A 16,515-nucleotide genomic window follows, 5' to 3' on the forward strand; every position below is an offset into this window, starting at 1 on the left:
ACCGATGAAAATCTAAAAAAATCAGAATGGCAGAAATTAAAAGGAAAGGAGCAAGATCTATCAAAGATATTCCTGAAGATGTATTGAATCAACTGAATCATGGCGAAATAGAATCGGCCAACTTGGTGGAGTATCTTGGGGTAGATCGGATGAAATTGCTCGAGAACCTGTTAGGCCAATGCTGCAGGGGGAAATATGTACAACCGATTTTGAATCAGATAGATAAGCTGGAAAAACGAACTCCAAAAACAGTTTATGAAATAATTGCAACAGGGATTTTTGAACAGATAAAGGTTCATAATGACAGCGAACTTTTATATATTATTTCAACGCATCAATCGGATATAGTTAGATGCTGGGCAACTTACATTATAGGAAAAAACACAGAATTGGGTATTGGGCAAATGCTTCAGGAAATAAGACCATTTGCTACAGACAGACATTTTAATGTTAGAGAGTGTGCTTGGGCTGATGTGAGGAAAAGTATTATACGAAATCTATCTGAAAGCATTGCGATATTGTCTACATGGGCAATGGATAGTGATGAAAACATAAGACGGTTTGCAAGTGAAGCAACCAGGCCACGAGGTGTTTGGTGTGAACATATTGAGGTTTTGAAACAAAATCCTAAATTAGGATTATCTATATTAGAACCATTAAAATCCGATAAATCCAAGTATGTTCAGAACAGCGTTGGGAATTGGTTGAACGATGCAAGCAAGACACAACCTGAATTTGTGAGAGAACTTTGTAAACGATGGGAGAAAGAAAGCGACACGATAGAAACAAAATATATCATTAAAAGGGCATTAAGGACGATTGATAAATCGTTATCCAAGCTTTCTTAGTTTTTTTGTTATTCTCTTACAGTAGGTGTTTTATGCCTGCTTCTAATTCTAATAATATCTTTTTGGCTGCTAGCCCACCACCATATCCGGTTAATTTGTGATTGCTGCTAATAACACGGTGGCAAGGGACAAATATGGAAATGGGATTTGCACCATTGGCTGCTGCTACTGCACGGATGGCCTTAGGATTGTTTAATCTTTGCGATAGTTTTGCGTAAGATATGGTTGTTCCGTAAGGAATATTAAGTAATTCATTCCATACGGCTTTTTGAAAGTCTGTTCCGATAAAGGCTAATGGAATATCAAATGCAGTTCTTTTTCGAGAGAAATATTCATCTAATTGCGCCATTGCTTCCGTTATTATTTCAGAATTTCCTATTTCATATTTAGCATGTAGTGTGTTCTGTAGTCGTTTGTCAATTACTGCTCTACGTTCCTCATTCATCCAATCGCACATGCAGAGTTTCTCTTCAAAAGATCCAAGTATTAACTTCCCGCATATGGATTGATAGTATTGTATTTGAATTGTTTCCATATTGCTATGTGTCTATAATTGTTGTTTATTAATTGTTTGATGGGAGGGAGTATATGCTGTCCTTTAAGGTTTCGCTTTGTTTCATTAAGTTGAGAATTTTGTTTCAATCTATTGAGAAAGATTTCTCAATACGGTGAGAATTTAGTTTCAATGCGTTGAGAATATTTTCTCAAAGGATTGAAACAAGATGAAACATTCGTGTTCCGAATCAATATAGTAGATACTTTTCCCGCATTTCTTTGTACTTTTGCAGTTCCGTCTTCCATCCTGCCCGTATTTCTGTTTCACTTTTTCCTGCTAAAATCTCTTTACGTACAGTATCTGTACCCATTAGAAGATCGAACCAGCGTGCCCGGTCGAAGAATGCGCTCCCGGCATTTGATTTCCAGTAAAAGCGCAGGAAGTAACGTAGAGTGAATCCATCTATATTGGCAACTCTTCTTAAATCTTCTCCATAACACAGTTGGTCTTTGTGCATGGGATTCTTGTCAAAACCGGGTAGTGAATGCGGAGTGAATGTAAAGTCACCATACTTTTTATCCGGTGCACCGAGCACCTGAAATGGGAAGGTTGTACCCCGCCCCACACTGATACGGGTTGCTTCAAACGGACAGAGAGAAGCGTATAACCGTATAGCCTGATCATTGGGCAGATTAGGCGAGGGCTTAATGGGAAGAGAATAAGGTTGGCCGTGTTCCCAGCCCGTCATGGGAATGACTGTCAACCGGCAAGCGTCCGGGGTTTTATTTATCCACCCTTCACCATTTATCATGAGAGCCAGTTCGCCAATGGTACAACCGTGGAGTATAGGGATAGGCAATATACCTACAAAACTACGGAAAGCAGGACGAAGAATGGGGCCATCTATATAGTCGCAAGGATTGGGCCGATCAAGTACAATCATCTCTTTCCCATTCTCAGCGCAAGCCTCCATTACATAAAACATTGTACTGATATAGGTATAGAATCGTGCTCCTACATCTTGTATGTCGAATATAATAATATCTATATCCTGCAATTGTTGCATGGTAGGCTTTTTATTATTCCCATAGAGTGAGATGAGGGGAGTTTCTGTCCGACTGTCTTTTCCGTCTTTTATCGTTTCACCTGCGTCAGCATTGCCACGGAAGCCGTGTTCCGGGGCGAACACTTTCACTACATTAATGTTTAGTTGTAAAAGGGTATCGAGCAGGCAGGTTTGTTCTTCACCAACAATGGAGGTGTGGTTAACTACCATTCCTACCCGTTTCCCTTTCAACAGTGGCAGGTATTCTTCGGTACGTTCTGCTCCGGTAACGAGAGTGCCTTCTGCAAAGAGGGTGCTAATGCCGATAAACAGGCTGGTGAGAATGAAGATTATTTTTCGGTGCATCTCGGTATTTTTTAGTAATATTGCACAAAAATATCTATTTGTATTGATTATTACAAGTTATAATAGGTGAAGTTATGAATCCGATTGATATAATTGATAAATACTATCCGCAGGATAATGAATTGAAACATATTTTATTAGTACACAGCCAGTCGGTGGCCGACAAAGCACTGTGGATAGCTGCGCGGCATCCGGAGTTAAATCTTGATGAAACATTTCTTTATGAAGCAGGCATGCTTCATGATCTTGGTATTTTTCTGACGGATGCTGCTCCTATTTATTGTTTTGGAACAGAACCTTACATCTGCCATGGTTATCTGGGAGCGGATTTAATGCGTAAAGAAGGTTTTCCGTTACATGCTTTGGTATGTGAAAGGCATACGGGTGCCGGGCTTTCATTGAAGGAAATTATTCGTCAACAGCTTCCGATTCCTCATCGCGAAATGCTTCCTGTGAGTATGGAAGAACAGGTAATATGTTTTGCGGATAAATTCTACTCAAAGACTCATCTTGACAGAGAAAAAACGGTAGAAGGTGCCCGGAAAAGTATTGCGAAGTATGGAGAGGAGGGACTGAGCCGTTTCAATCGCTGGTGTGAGCTATTCTTGTAGCACTAAAAAATAATTAAAAAGAGAGATTCCGATGTATAATTGATGAAGATTGTGTACTTTTGCCCCTTCAAGCGTAAACTATTAGTTAATGACGCCATTGAAAGCAAATACATTAATATCATTTATACTACTGTTTGTCTTACTGGTGCTTCCTGATGAGGCCATGTCTCAACGTCGCCGAAACAGGGGAGTAGAAGGAGGTGTAGAGACATTTAACCCTCCGGCAGCTCTGAATGCAGATTCTTTGACGACTGACTCGGTAAGAACAGATTCTGTTGTTGCTAAACCCATTAAGAAACAACCGCTGGATGCTCCGGTGATCTATTCGGCAAACGATTCCATTGTTTTTGAAGAAGGAGGATATGCTCACCTTTACGGAGATGGAAAAGTGAACTATCAGAAGGTAGAGCTGGGAGCACAAATTATCACTATGAATATGGATAGTAGTACGGTGTATGCTCGTGGTGTGAAAGATTCACTGGGAGTAGAAACCGGAAAACCTGTTTTTAAAGACGGTGATACTTCTTATGACACCGAGGCTATCCGCTACAATTTTAAGAGTAAAAAAGGATATATTAATAACGTTGTCAGTCAGCAAGGTGAAGGATATGTAACCGGTAATAATGCGAAAAAAGGTGCTGATGATGAGCTGTTTATGCAGAATGGTAGGTATACTACCTGTGATCATCATGATCATCCTCACTTTTATCTTCAACTAACAAAAGCTAAAGTCCGTCCGAAAAAGAATGTGGTAACGGGGCCCGCTTATCTGGTGGTGGAAGATGTACCGTTACCATTGGCTGTACCCTTTTTCTTCTTTCCCTTTTCCAGCAGTTATTCTTCCGGGTTTATTATGCCTACTGTTCTTGATGATTCTGCCCGTGGATTTGGTCTATCGGATGGAGGATATTACTTTGCTATCAGTGATTTGATGGATTTGAAAGTAACAGGTGATATCTTTACGAAAGGTTCGTGGAGGCTGGGGTTGGAGACGAATTACAACATGCGTTATAAGTTTTCCGGTTCTTTGATGGCCGATTATCAAGTGACGAAGACGGGAGATAAGAATATGCCGGACTATTCGGTATCAAAAGACTTTAAGATTGTATGGAGTCATCGGCAGGATCCTAAAGCAACCCCCAATGCTACTTTTTCGGCAAGTGTAAACTTCTCAACCAGTAGTTACGAACGTACCAATATCGGTAATTTGTATAATTCGCAGTTATTGACACAGAATACCAAAACATCAAGCGTCAGTTACTCACGCACTTTTCCGGATATCGGTCTGACACTTTCGGGTACTGCCAATATAGCGCAAACAATGAAGGATTCTTCTATTGCGGTAACATTACCTGACCTTAACATTTCATTGACCCGCCGTTTTCCGTTCAAGAGGAAAAAAGCAACAGGTGCAGAGCGTTGGTATGAAAAGATTTCATTTCAATATACCGGTCGTTTGACAAATTCTATTACAACTAAAGATGATCGGTTGTTTAAATCAAATCTGGTAAAGGATTGGAAAAATGCTATGCAGCACACCATACCAGTAAGTGCTACATTTACTCTTTTCAAATATTTCAATCTGACCCCGTCATTCAATTACACAGAACGCTGGTATACCCATAAGACTGATAATTATTATGATGAGGAAAAGCGTCAATGGGTGGCTACCGATACTATTTATGGATTTAATCGCGTGTCCAATTATAATTTCTCTTTGGGATTGAGTACGAAACTTTATGGTATGTATAAGCCTCTTTTTATGAAGAAGAAAGAGATACAGATTCGTCATGTTGTTACTCCGCAGGTGAGTGTGAGCGGTGCGCCGGGTTTTGGGAAGTATTGGCAGGAACATGAAGATGCCAATGGAAACATGTCGTATTTTTCTCCTTATACCAGTCAGCAGTTCGGTACAGCGCCACGTGAGAAACAGGGGACAGTGACTTTTGATTTGTCGAACAATATAGAGATGAAGTTTAAGGACCGGAATGACTCTATTAAAAAGATAAGTCTGATTGATGAATTAGGAGGTTATATTTCTTATAATATGGCTGCTGAGAAGAGACCGTGGAGTGACCTTACTTTGCGTCTACGCTTAAAACTGACGAAGAACTATACTTTCAATCTGAATTCTACGTTTGCTACATATGCCTATACGTTTGATAAAGAGGGCAGGGTTGTGACTGGTGATCGTACAGAATGGTCTTACGGACGTTTCGGACGTTTCTCCGGTTGGGGATCTTCATTTAATTATACCTTCAATAATGAAACTTGGAAGAAATGGTTTGGGCCTAAAGACGACAAGGATCAGAAGGATAAAGACAAGGATCAGAATGGGGAAGACAGCGAAGATATGGATGCCGGAAATGATACCGGAACCACAAAAAAAGTGGAGAAGGCACAGGCGGACGCTGATGGTTATCAGGTGTTCAAGATGCCATGGTCTTTGAGTGTGAACTATTCATTTAATATTCGTGAAGATCAGAGTAAGCCTATTAATGTGCATTCAATGCGTTATCCGTTTACTTATACGCACAATATTAATGCTTCCGGTAATATCAAGCTTTCAAATAACTGGCAGGTGTCTTTTAATACCGGTTACGATTTTCAGGCGAAAGAAGTAACTCAGACGTCAATGACTATTTCCCGTGACTTACACTGTTTCAATATGTCAGCAAGTCTCTCTCCTTTTGGACGTTGGAAATACTATAACTTTAAGATCAGTGCTAATGCAAGTATCTTGCAGGATTTAAAGTGGGAGCAAAGAAGTCAGACGCAGAGTAATATACAGTGGTATTAAAAAACTCCCTCTGCTTTTAAGTATATATTCCATAGAACTTTAAAGAAATAAAAAAGCCAACTAGTTCGATGACTAGTTGGCTTTGATCTTTTTATTTATAGAATATTTCTATTTTACAATCAGTTTTACTGTTTCTGTTTTTGCATCGGTAGCAATTACAACCAGATAAGTTCCTGAACTAAGTGTACTGATATTCATACTCTGTTCAGATGTTTCATTACCTGTAGCAGTAAGTACAGTTTGTCCGAGTAGATTATGGATCGTAATATTTTTAATCTGGTTTCCATTGGTCTTGATGTTGACCAGCTCGCTTGCAGGGTTTGGATAAAGTGATAATTCTGCTTTCACAGTAGTATCATTTTTAATACCAGTAGGAGCATTCTTGCCAAAGTTTGGACGGATATAAGGAGCACCATAACCAGGTAGTTCACTCATGAATCCATTTTTGGATGCTGCAATTAATCCATCTTTTGATTGGTCACATACTAATCCCATGTTCACTGCACTTTCTTGTTTTACCTCAAACATATATTTACCGGGAGCAAGATTTGTTTCAGGGAGTTTGTAAACGATTTCTTCTCCACCTTTACCTCTGAGTACAGATTTAGTAACCATCGTTGCTCCTATCTCTGAGTTATTATTAGTGTTTATTTTATATACGTTCAGGGTGATTTTATCGTTGGCTTGTTCTTCTTTAAGCATGAAACCAAGGCTGAGTGAGGTTAATACGTCCTCTTTCAGTATAGTGAATGCTGCACCAAATGCAACGGGACCGCTACCACTACCTACACCAAATTTGAAATCGGTTGGGTTATCCCAGGCATAAATAGAATCGGTTACAATCGTTGTAAGCTGAGCTGTATTGTTTACAAGGTCATCATCCTGAGCAATGCTAGCTTCGACAGAGAAAGCAGGTACTTGCTCTTTACTGCTTACTATATTATCCAGATTGAAATTGAAGGTTTCCTTCTTCGTTTCTCCTACAGCCAGGGTCGGGATGGTGGTAGTTGCTAAAACATCATCATAAGCTTTCACGTTCAGTTTGATGTTGTTTTCAACCTGTTGTCCATAGTTTGCAACAGTTACTTCAAACTTCTGTGCTGTATTTTTGATGTGGAATTGAGGAATCATTCTTGGGTATTTCTCTTCGCTGGTGATTGATTCTACCTTAATATCATGTTCCAAAATCTTACTTACGCTGATGCTGAATATCTCAAGATAAGATAATTCGGTTGCGTTGAAGCTGATACCGTAGTTACCTTCTTCGGTTACAGTAAATGTTATATCTTTCTTAACTGTAGTATAATTAGTAAATTCTTTGAATTTCCCTAATTCGCTCCAGTTAGCCATATCACTTCCACTCTTTCCAAATGTAATGTTAAACAGGTCATATTTTATACCTCCGATAAGCAGTTCGCTTCCTGCACTGTAATTGAAGCTGAGACGATAGTTACCCGGTTCCATATGAATACATCTGGATAATAAAGAAGAAGGTACTTCTGCTTTATAAGCTCCGGACTTATAAATCCAACCATTAGGGGTTATAGGATTCCAGTTTAGCAGATCAATGGCTTTCTCGAAGTTAGATTCAAACGGTAATAGGGCAGGTGACAGATTGATAACACGACCAGCCACCGTATCATTGGCAAAATTCGTTTGCCCTGCACACTGAGCTACTACTTTTATATTGTATCCTTGATCTACAGATGAAAAATCAACAGGTGTGGTAAAAGTAACATCCAATGAAGCATCTACAGCTATTATGTCGGTAAATTCTTGTGTTACTTTGATATCTTCATCTTCCAGTTCATAATATAGGCTGAAACCGTTGATAGGTCCTGTTCCTAAGTTTTTGACAGTTACTTTGATAGGGCTACTTCCCAATGTACAATCGGAAGGAGGAAGTATCAGATTTTCCAAAGCAATGTCCGGAACTCCATTAAAACTACCTTCATCAATAGCTATATTATCTATATAGATACTTCCTTTATTCTTTTCTGATATAGCGTGAAAAGAGAAGTAATAGTCTCCGGCTTCTGCTACTTCAAAGTCGTTGATACTGGCAACCCATTCTTTGGATTTTTTGTCTATCAAAGACGCTATGACCGTCATTGTGGAAACGTCACTTGATTTTCCATAGAGTACTTCAAATCTTTCCGGATAATTAGTTGACGATGATGTGCGATAGTAAAAAGAGATACAATTAGCTCCGGCCTTCAGGGTAACAGGATTTTTTGTAGTGAGATAATCATCTGCTGCATTCTTGCTGTTATACTGATACCTTGCTATTCCTATTCCGCCATCAGCGTCGGGGTTACTGTCTCTGTCATTCAGCCAGGTTGATTTGTCATTATTATTATCAAGTACCACCCAATTATTGGTGAAATTCTCTTCAGCTGCAAAGTCTTCATAGAAGAGGTGCTTTGCCGGCTCTTCGGCCATTGCTACCAGTGCTGTTGATTGCAATGCCAACAAAAGTAATAATCTTTTCATAAGCGCATGTTTTTTTAATTGTGAGTAATCTATTTATTGTTTAATGAACTTTAATGGAACCGATTTTCCATTGTCATCAGTGTAACTGCCTACAAGACCTAACCAGCTGTTTAAAGCCGGAATTTCTAAACCGAGAGCATGACCAACTTCGAAGCTGATTACCTTGTCTTTGTAAATACCTGTTATAGGGTCGGAGGTTTTAACCCACATACCACCTGATATCTGTTTGTGAGTGAGTTCGACTCTGTTATCACTATACATTCCTACAGGTTGGCTGGCTATAATAGTCAATTTATACTCTCCTTCATTTTCTGTTTCTTCTACATCTGCGATAGCAGCTCCACCATGTCCAAAGTCTAAATATATCTGTTGGAAGGTATTGTCTACAGAAGTAAGAGTACATGCATAGCCCGTTACTCCGGTTGGAGTCGGAAGCTGGCTTTTTCCTTCCATCGAGTATTTTCCTTCTATAGGACTGTTTTCTACTATATTAATTTTGCACGTATTTATTGAACCGGCAGTTGCCCCTTCTACATCTGCAATTGCTATTGAAAAAGAACGGTTCTGCACTATCTGCTCATTGGCTATTGAAAGAAGGGTTTCCACATTTACTGACTCTGTTCGCATCGGAATGGATAGGTGGTCTTCCGTTATGAGGATCGCTTTTTCACTTTCAAAGCCACTATTGTTTTCTTTCAGGATAACGTGTACTTTTATGAGTCCGTTACGCTCTCCTTTTACTACGATGGGCAGATTAAGGATGGAGGTAAGCTCTTTTACCTCAATTTCAGCCGATTGAAATTCAACAGTAGCTTCTTTGGTATTAAAATCTTCATCACTACTACAAGCAATCATAGTAAATGATAAGAGGAATATGGTTAGTAATTTGAAATAATTCATAACAGTTTCATTTTATGTGTTGAGATTAGTAACCTGGGTTTTGTTGGTTCTTAATTTGAGGATTAGCATCTATCTCCGCTTTAGGGATAGGCCATACCCAACGTATGTTATCCGTTTTCACATTCAGATCTAAAGCTAGTTCATAGGATAGTTGTACTGATTGAGGTGTTTGACGTCTGAACTCTTCACCGTATCGTTTTAAATCAACAAGACGGAATCCTTCGCCGAATAACTCACGTTCGCGTTCGGCACGGATTAGATTTCTGAGGGTCAATCCTGTCACCGGTGCATATTGGATGGAGGCATCACGAGCTGACATTAACTCAAATAATATATCATATGCCATTGATTCGTCACCCGCTTCTCCTCTCAGGTAATAGGCCTCGGCTGTGATAAGATATTGTTCAGCAATACGGAAAATTTTGGGTTTATTCACATAGTTATTAACCCCTTCATACATTTCCGGATTTCCGGGATATTTAGTGAAGACTATTAATCTCTGTTTTTGATTTGTTGAGAAAGCTATCTCTTTGAAAGCAAAATAACAGTTGATGCGTATATCTTTCTCTCTGAACGAGTTGATGATATCTTTAGAAGGGAGGAATACCGGTTTGTCGTTGATATCGTCCAGGAAGTAGTTTCCAATAGTAGGAGCCAATTCTTGTTTAGAACAGAATAGTTGGCAGATTACTTCCGTAGTAATATCATTTTTCCACATCTCTTTGAGTTTCGCTTCATTATTGATGAGTGGATACCGTGCACTTTTAAGTAAGCTTTCGGAGCTTTCAATGGCGGTGTCGTAGTCTTTGGTTAGTAAGGCTATTCGTGCTTCGAATGCGCTTAGGGCATCTACTGTCAGGTATTCCGATGATTGCGCTCCTTTAGCACTTAGGTTTTCTTTGGCCAACCTGATATCTTCTTTGATAAAGTCATAGGTTGCAGCTAAAGTAGCACGTGAAGGATATTTAGTGTTATCGGATGTTGGAGCATATTCGTCTACCAAGGGGATACCATATTGGTTTCCTGCAGTAGTCGGGTCATAAGCTGCACAGAATTTTTCAGCTAACTGAGAGTAAGCAATAGCACGGATCAGATATGCTTCTCCGAGATAGTTTTTTATTATTGGTTGCTCACTTACCTCAAATATATCTTCCTCCTGAAGTTTTTCTATGCTTTTAATGAGTAAATTACATTGGGCAATAGTGACGTAGCAATTACTCCATACAGTAGAAAAAGTACTTTCTGAGGCGTTTGCTTCCCAACGGTAGATGGCTCCGAGTTGATTGCCAAAGTAAGAGAGCGGAATAAAACCATCCGCTTGTATTTCAGATGCCAGTGCATTGACTGAAACTCCGATGATCCGCAAGTCGCGGTACATCCCTGTGCGCAATTTCTGGCAATCAGCAAATGACTTGGCAGCACTATCTAAAGGGATCTTGTCATAAGGATACTTGTCCATATTACAGGATACCAGTGTTAGTGTTAAGATAGAGGTTAATATAATTGACTTTAATGTTTTCATATATTTGTAGTTCTTTAAAATTTAACTTCCAGTCCTATTGTGTATTGCCTTGAGTTGGGATAGTCTCCTAATGCCAGGTTCGAATCAATTTCCGGATCTATACCAGAGAATTGGGTGAATGTGAGTAGATTACGTCCGGTAGCAAATACTCTGACTCCTTCTATGATTTTGGTTTTCTTCAATATGTTTTTGGGTAATTCATAAGCTATAGTCAGGTTTTTTAAACGGACAAACGCTGCATTCTCTAAAAAGTAATTGGTACGAAGTAAATTCTCGCTTGCAGTGCCATAGCGCGGTACATCAGTGATGTCACCAGGTTTTTGCCACATGCTGAGCATGCGTTTATTCATGTTAACCATATTTGAATTGGTTGGATTTTCTGTAAAGAAGCGATCGTTGTTAATGAGGTATCTTTCACCTATCCATGAAAAATCTATCATCATGGTTATTCCTTTCCAGCCCAAAGATGTTCCGAAACCACCACTGCAAGGAGCAAACATTTTCTTTCCGGTAAATTGCATGTTGTCCATGGTGAATGTCTTGGTTTTATTACCATTTAAGTCGTAGTACATGAGCGAACCGTCTCTGGGATCTACTCCGGCACATAACACCGAGTAATACTCATTGGGATCATGCCCTACCTGATATTTCAAACCATATTGTGGAAATGCCAGTTCGTCCAGCCCATTGAACAGAGATTCAATTTTGGTTTTATTATAGTTGAAATTGGCATATACGCTCCATCTGAAGTTGTTGGTGTTCAAAAGGTCAAGATTCATATTCAGGTCAACTCCGGTATTCAAGAGAGTACCTACATTTCCCATACCGGTGGAATGTCCGGTAGTGAGTGAGAAGGGTACGTCCATTAGCATATCAACAGTTTTCTTTCGATAGTATTCAATACTGAAATCCAAACGATCGAATACCCGGGTAGATATACCTGTTGAAAAGTTTTTCAAAGTTTCCCATGTCAAATCGGAGTTGCCAACTGTACCAATTACCCAGCCACTTTGATTATTATAGTTATATTTACCACTACCAGCTACCATACCTAAGGAAGCATAGTTTCCGATTTCTGAATTTCCAGTGGTTCCATAACTGACTTTTAGCCGTAAATCATTCAACCATTTTGTGTCCTTAAGGAAAGCTTCGTTTTTGATATTATACATGGCTCCAACAGAGAAGAAAGAAGCCCAACGATGATCTTTGCTGAAACGTGAAGAGCCATCTCTACGGAATGAAGCATCCAGATAGTATCTTTCGTCATAGTTATATTCTCCACGGAAAAAATAGGAATTGAATACGTACTCGGAACGTGCACCGTCAACTTTTGCCGATGAAGCCGAAATGGCGGATAATTGAGTCAGTCGTTTGTCCTCAATACCTTTGCCTGAAGCAGAGAAACCATCTGCATTGTGTATGATTGATTCTTGTCCCGCTAGTAACGTCACGAAATGTTTCTTTGCAAATGTATGTTTATATTCAACTGTGTTGGTGAAAGTCCAGTTGCTTGCTCTTTGAAACTGCTCAGAGACATTTCCGTTGAATTCATTATCTTCCCAAGGGTAGTTTACTCCTCTGTATTTATATATATATCCTTCAAAAGCCTGTGCTCCTTTTATGGTCAGTCCTTTTAGTGGAGTTAGTTCAATGAATGTGTTTAGGTTACCTAAAATTCGTTCATTCTTGATAGATGAATTCCGGAAAATCATCATTGGGTTAGTATATCCTGTTCCCGGTAAATATAGTAAATCTTCTCCGCGTGACCATGTTCCATTTTCGTTCTCTATGATTTCATAAGGAAAATCGATAGGGCGGCCTGTACGTGCCAATATAAGTGGTGAATTAACCCAGGCGCCTTCATTGTTGTCTCTGATACCCAGAGTGGTTGCGTAATCCTGATAGGAAATGGCGGAGTTTACTCCAAACTTTAACCAGTCTTTTAATTTAGTATTGAGATTAACCCTGAAGTTCTCGCGAGTCATGCCCGATTGGAATGAGGTGCCTTCCTGATCAAAATGACCTGCACTTACATAATAATTTGTAGAACCTGAAGCACCGCTTATGTTCGCATCTATAGAATAGGTTGGAGTGTTATCTCTCAATACATAGTCGGCCCAATCCATACTTAAACCATATTTTTCTATCTTGGCTTTATCAGCCTGAAACTGTGCATTATTAGCCAGAGAAGGGTCACACATTAATTTGAACTGAATAAATTCCTGTGCATTCATCATGTCCTTTTTGAAATCTGGTAATTGGGAGATTCCGTATTGTCCGCGAATCGTAATATTTGCCTTTTCACTCATTTTCCCTTTTTTGGTTGTAATATAGACAACTCCATTGGCTGCACGTGCACCGTAGATAGAGGTTGAAGAGGCGTCTTTCAATACTGTTACATTTTCTATATCATTTGGATTGAGAGAAGTGAAAACGTCATTTGAAACCGGTGCACCGTCTAATATATATAAAGGTGAAGTTCCTGCATTGAGGGAGGTGTATCCACGTACTCGCATCGAAGAAGTGGCTGTAGGTTCTCCCGAAGAAGTGAATACCTGCATACCAGCAACTTGTCCCTGGAGTGCATCTGCAAAATTCATAGTTGGTTTTGCTTCTAATACTTTGTTATTAACCGTAGAAACTGAACCTACTACCGAACCTAATTTTTTGCCCGTACCATATCCGATTACTACAACCTCATCAACCAATTGTGAATCCGATTTTAGGATAACTTTCATGTTGGGTTTGATTTCACCTTCGTATGTTGCCAGACCGATGAATGATATTCGTATTTTATGTGCAGCGCTTGGAATGTTTGATAAAGTGAAGTTGCCATCTATGTCAGTAATGGTCCCCATATCAGTACCAATAATTGAAACGGAGGCACCAACGACCGGTAAATTATCCTCTTCAGAGATTACTACGCCCGTTACTTTGGAGGTTTGCGCTATTATTATGTTTGTGCCAGCCAGCAAACATGTTAATAATAACATTAATTTTTTAATCATAAGTTTCTTGAGGTTTAATTTTGTATATTATGCCATTTCTGAATGCAAATATATTAATAAATATGAAAATAACAATTTTGTTTATGAAGAAACATTGTAATAATAACAAATGGTTATTAAAACATCTTTATAATATGTTCTAAAGCATCGGTAAAGCTATCTTTTGTGTGATAGTGTAGTGTTAAATAGTCTAAAATGTCAATTCTTGAGTGTATATTTATGCATTATTGCTTGTTCTGTGCAGCCTGATTGGAGAAGAGAGGTGGAAAAAGATAGGGTATATCAGTTAACGGATTGAGAACGGAAGTTATGGTTCTCAGGAAAGTAAAAATTGAGAGTTGAAGATTGCTGTGCTATTATGCTGTACGGCAATTTTCAACTCTCAACTTATAATTTTAGACAAAGTCGTCACCAAACGATTTCTGTTTCTCCGTATGTCTTTAAGTATTCATTAGCTCTACTGAAATGCTTGTTTCCGAAGAAACCATTGTAGGCAGATAGGGGTGAGGGATGTGCAGAACTGAGCACGAGGTGTTTATTACGGTCAATGAACGCCCCTTTGCGTTGTGCATAACCTCCCCAAAGAATAAAAACAAGATGTTCCCGCTCTTCGGCTAATGCACGAATAGCAGCGTCCGTAAATTCTTCCCAGCCACGTCGTTGATGTGAACCGGCTTGATGGGCACGTACAGTCAGGGTGGCATTGAGTAGTAGCACTCCTTGTTCGGCCCATCGTGTTAGATTTCCGGTAGTAGGAGCGTCGGTACCGATATCTGCTTTTATCTCTTTAAAGATATTGATCAATGATGGCGGGAAGGGTACTCCGTCGTTCACAGAGAAACAAAGGCCATGTGCCTGTCCGGGACCGTGATAAGGATCTTGTCCGATAATAACTACTTTTACTTTGTCGAACGGACAGAGATTAAAAGCATTAAAAATCAACTTTCCCGGAGGGTAGATGGCGTATTGACTGTATTCACTTTTCACGAATTCTGTCAGTGTACGGAAATAGTCTTTTTCAAATTCGGGTTGGAGGTGAGCTTTCCAACTCTCTTCTATTTGTACATTCATAGTATGAGATGCTTTTATATAAGGTGTATGTCAAATGCTTCACATTCTTTTCTCATGTCTTCGGGCCAGATACTTGCCTGGATTTCTCCGATATGAGCTTTGCGGAGGTAGAACATGCACAGGCGTGATTGACCGATACCACCACCGATAGACAGAGGTAAAGTGTCTTCCAGCAGGCGTTTATGGAAATAGAGTTCGAGGCGTTGCTCTTGTTTTTCTTCTTTTACCTGACGTAGCAAAGCTTCTTTGTCAACGCGGATACCCATAGAGGATAATTCTATAGAACGTTGTAAAACATCGTCCCATAACATAAGATCCCCGTTTAATCCCGGTAAGTCATTGAGTCCTTTTGTGGTATAATCGTCATAGTCGGGTGCGCGTCCGTCATGCTTCTTCCCGTCACCAAGTTTGCAACCGATACCGATGATAAATACAGCACCGTACTTCTGGCAGATAGCATGCTCACGGCATTTAGGTTCCAGGGTGGGATATAGCTGGCGGAGTTCTTCTGCATGAATGAAGTGTAACTTTTGCGGCAGGCAAGGTTTTATTTGCGGATACATTTCGTATACCATATATTCGGTGCGGATCATTGCGGCGTATATGCGATTTACGATTTCCTTGAGAAATTCCACGTTACGCTCTTCTGCTGTCATGACGCGTTCCCAGTCCCATTGATCTACATATAATGAGTGCAGGTTGCCTAATTCTTCATCTGAACGTATGGCGTTCATATCTGTATAGATACCATATCCGGGTTCAATATGATAGTCGGCAAGTGTTAACCTTTTCCATTTGGCAAGTGAGTGTACAACTTCGGCCTGTGCATCTTCCAGATCCTTGATAGGGAAGGATACCGGGCGTTCCACCCCGTTCAGGTCATCGTTGATTCCCATCCCTTTGAGTACGAAGAGAGGAGCGGTGACACGACGCAAGCGCAGTTCTGACGATAGATTCATCTGGAAGAACTCTTTTATCTGTTTGATGCCAAGTTCCGTCTGCTTCAGGTCAAGAAGAGGTTTGTAATTTTGAGGTTTTATAAGATAACTCATAGGTTTATTATATGTTAATTGTCGACAAAGATAGGAATAATATCTATAATATGTATTGCTTTTCGTCTAAAAGAATGTCAATATGATAAAGATTTCCTTGATGTCGGTTTCAAAATAACACATTTTCGGAGGCGGGGATAGAAAGAAGAATGAAAAAATGTCTGAAAGATTAGGAAGATAAGAAGTTTTTATCTATTTTTGTCGTCGCAAATGCAACCCGGCTCTGTAGTTCAACGAATAGAATGTAGGTTTCCGGTACCTAAGATAAGGGTTTGATTCCCTTCGGGGCTACTTTAAGGCTGT

The 16,515-nt window shown here is 39.6% G+C and carries 11 protein-coding genes and 1 tRNA gene; 4 read left to right on the forward strand and 8 right to left on the reverse strand.

Annotation, left to right across the window (positions count from 1 at the left end):
• Positions 1–26 precede the first annotated feature (26 nt).
• Entirely contained in the window at positions 27–848 is an 822-nt protein-coding gene (locus HCG69_RS07455) for a DNA alkylation repair protein (protein WP_221649529.1), read from the forward strand.
• Between the two features lie 16 nt (positions 849–864).
• Here HCG69_RS07455 and HCG69_RS07460 read toward each other — a convergent pair whose 3' ends face one another.
• Both HCG69_RS07460 and HCG69_RS07465 read right to left on the reverse strand, forming a co-directional pair.
• Positions 865–1,383 (reverse strand): methylated-DNA--[protein]-cysteine S-methyltransferase, encoded by a 519-nt coding sequence (locus HCG69_RS07460; RefSeq protein ID WP_221649530.1) that lies wholly within the window; start codon positions 1,381–1,383, stop codon positions 865–867.
• 208 nt (positions 1,384–1,591) lie between these two features.
• A complete protein-coding gene (locus HCG69_RS07465) occupies positions 1,592–2,755 on the reverse strand; it encodes an exo-beta-N-acetylmuramidase NamZ domain-containing protein (protein ID WP_221649531.1) in 1,164 nt (387 codons plus the stop codon).
• 74 nt (positions 2,756–2,829) lie between these two features.
• Between HCG69_RS07465 and HCG69_RS07470 the strand changes: the two genes are divergently transcribed.
• Together HCG69_RS07470 and HCG69_RS07475 are read left to right on the forward strand one after the other, a co-directional pair.
• Positions 2,830–3,366, forward strand: coding sequence for an HD domain-containing protein (locus tag HCG69_RS07470; protein ID WP_221649532.1), 537 nt, complete (start codon positions 2,830–2,832; stop codon positions 3,364–3,366).
• Between the two features lie 88 nt (positions 3,367–3,454).
• Positions 3,455–6,166 (forward strand): putative LPS assembly protein LptD, encoded by a 2,712-nt coding sequence (locus HCG69_RS07475; RefSeq protein WP_221649533.1) that lies wholly within the window; start codon positions 3,455–3,457, stop codon positions 6,164–6,166.
• A 108-nt stretch (positions 6,167–6,274) separates the two neighbouring features.
• Here HCG69_RS07475 and HCG69_RS07480 read toward each other — a convergent pair whose 3' ends face one another.
• From HCG69_RS07480 to asnA, 6 genes are all read right to left on the reverse strand, one after another.
• Entirely contained in the window at positions 6,275–8,659 is a 2,385-nt protein-coding gene (locus HCG69_RS07480; RefSeq protein WP_221649534.1) for a T9SS-dependent choice-of-anchor J family protein, read from the reverse strand.
• A gap of 33 nt (positions 8,660–8,692) precedes the next feature.
• A complete protein-coding gene (locus tag HCG69_RS07485; RefSeq protein WP_221649535.1) occupies positions 8,693–9,559 on the reverse strand; it encodes a hypothetical protein in 867 nt (288 codons plus the stop codon).
• Between the two features lie 25 nt (positions 9,560–9,584).
• Positions 9,585–11,081 (reverse strand): RagB/SusD family nutrient uptake outer membrane protein, encoded by a 1,497-nt coding sequence (locus tag HCG69_RS07490; protein WP_221649536.1) that lies wholly within the window; start codon positions 11,079–11,081, stop codon positions 9,585–9,587.
• Positions 11,082–11,095: 14 nt separating this feature from the next.
• Positions 11,096–14,089 (reverse strand): TonB-dependent receptor, encoded by a 2,994-nt coding sequence (locus HCG69_RS07495; RefSeq protein WP_221649537.1) that lies wholly within the window; start codon positions 14,087–14,089, stop codon positions 11,096–11,098.
• Positions 14,090–14,497: 408 nt separating this feature from the next.
• A complete protein-coding gene (locus HCG69_RS07500; RefSeq protein WP_221649538.1) occupies positions 14,498–15,160 on the reverse strand; it encodes a uracil-DNA glycosylase in 663 nt (220 codons plus the stop codon).
• Positions 15,161–15,174: 14 nt separating this feature from the next.
• Entirely contained in the window at positions 15,175–16,212 is a 1,038-nt protein-coding gene (gene asnA / locus HCG69_RS07505; protein ID WP_221649539.1) for an aspartate--ammonia ligase, read from the reverse strand.
• 219 nt (positions 16,213–16,431) lie between these two features.
• Here asnA and HCG69_RS07510 point away from each other — a divergent pair.
• Positions 16,432–16,503 (forward strand) — tRNA-Arg (locus tag HCG69_RS07510).
• The last annotated feature ends 12 nt before the right edge of the window (positions 16,504–16,515 follow it).

This window comes from Bacteroides sp. K03 (assembly GCF_019734355.1).
Classification (GTDB): Bacteria; Bacteroidota; Bacteroidia; order Bacteroidales; family Bacteroidaceae; genus Bacteroides; species Bacteroides nordii.

Excerpts from the sequence above, each read along its gene's own strand:
- HCG69_RS07455 (WP_221649529.1), top strand. The coding sequence starts at position 27 with ATGGCAGAAATTAAAAGGAAAGGAGCAAGATCTATCAAAGATATTCCT.
- HCG69_RS07460 (WP_221649530.1), bottom strand. The coding sequence starts at position 1,383 with ATGGAAACAATTCAAATACAATACTATCAATCCATATGCGGGAAGTTA.
- HCG69_RS07465 (WP_221649531.1), bottom strand. The coding sequence starts at position 2,755 with ATGCACCGAAAAATAATCTTCATTCTCACCAGCCTGTTTATCGGCATT.
- HCG69_RS07470 (WP_221649532.1), top strand. The coding sequence starts at position 2,830 with ATGAATCCGATTGATATAATTGATAAATACTATCCGCAGGATAATGAA.
- HCG69_RS07475 (WP_221649533.1), top strand. The coding sequence starts at position 3,455 with ATGACGCCATTGAAAGCAAATACATTAATATCATTTATACTACTGTTT.
- HCG69_RS07480 (WP_221649534.1), bottom strand. The coding sequence starts at position 8,659 with ATGAAAAGATTATTACTTTTGTTGGCATTGCAATCAACAGCACTGGTA.
- HCG69_RS07485 (WP_221649535.1), bottom strand. The coding sequence starts at position 9,559 with ATGAATTATTTCAAATTACTAACCATATTCCTCTTATCATTTACTATG.
- HCG69_RS07490 (WP_221649536.1), bottom strand. The coding sequence starts at position 11,081 with ATGAAAACATTAAAGTCAATTATATTAACCTCTATCTTAACACTAACA.
- HCG69_RS07495 (WP_221649537.1), bottom strand. The coding sequence starts at position 14,089 with ATGATTAAAAAATTAATGTTATTATTAACATGTTTGCTGGCTGGCACA.
- HCG69_RS07500 (WP_221649538.1), bottom strand. The coding sequence starts at position 15,160 with ATGAATGTACAAATAGAAGAGAGTTGGAAAGCTCACCTCCAACCCGAA.
- asnA (WP_221649539.1), bottom strand. The coding sequence starts at position 16,212 with ATGAGTTATCTTATAAAACCTCAAAATTACAAACCTCTTCTTGACCTG.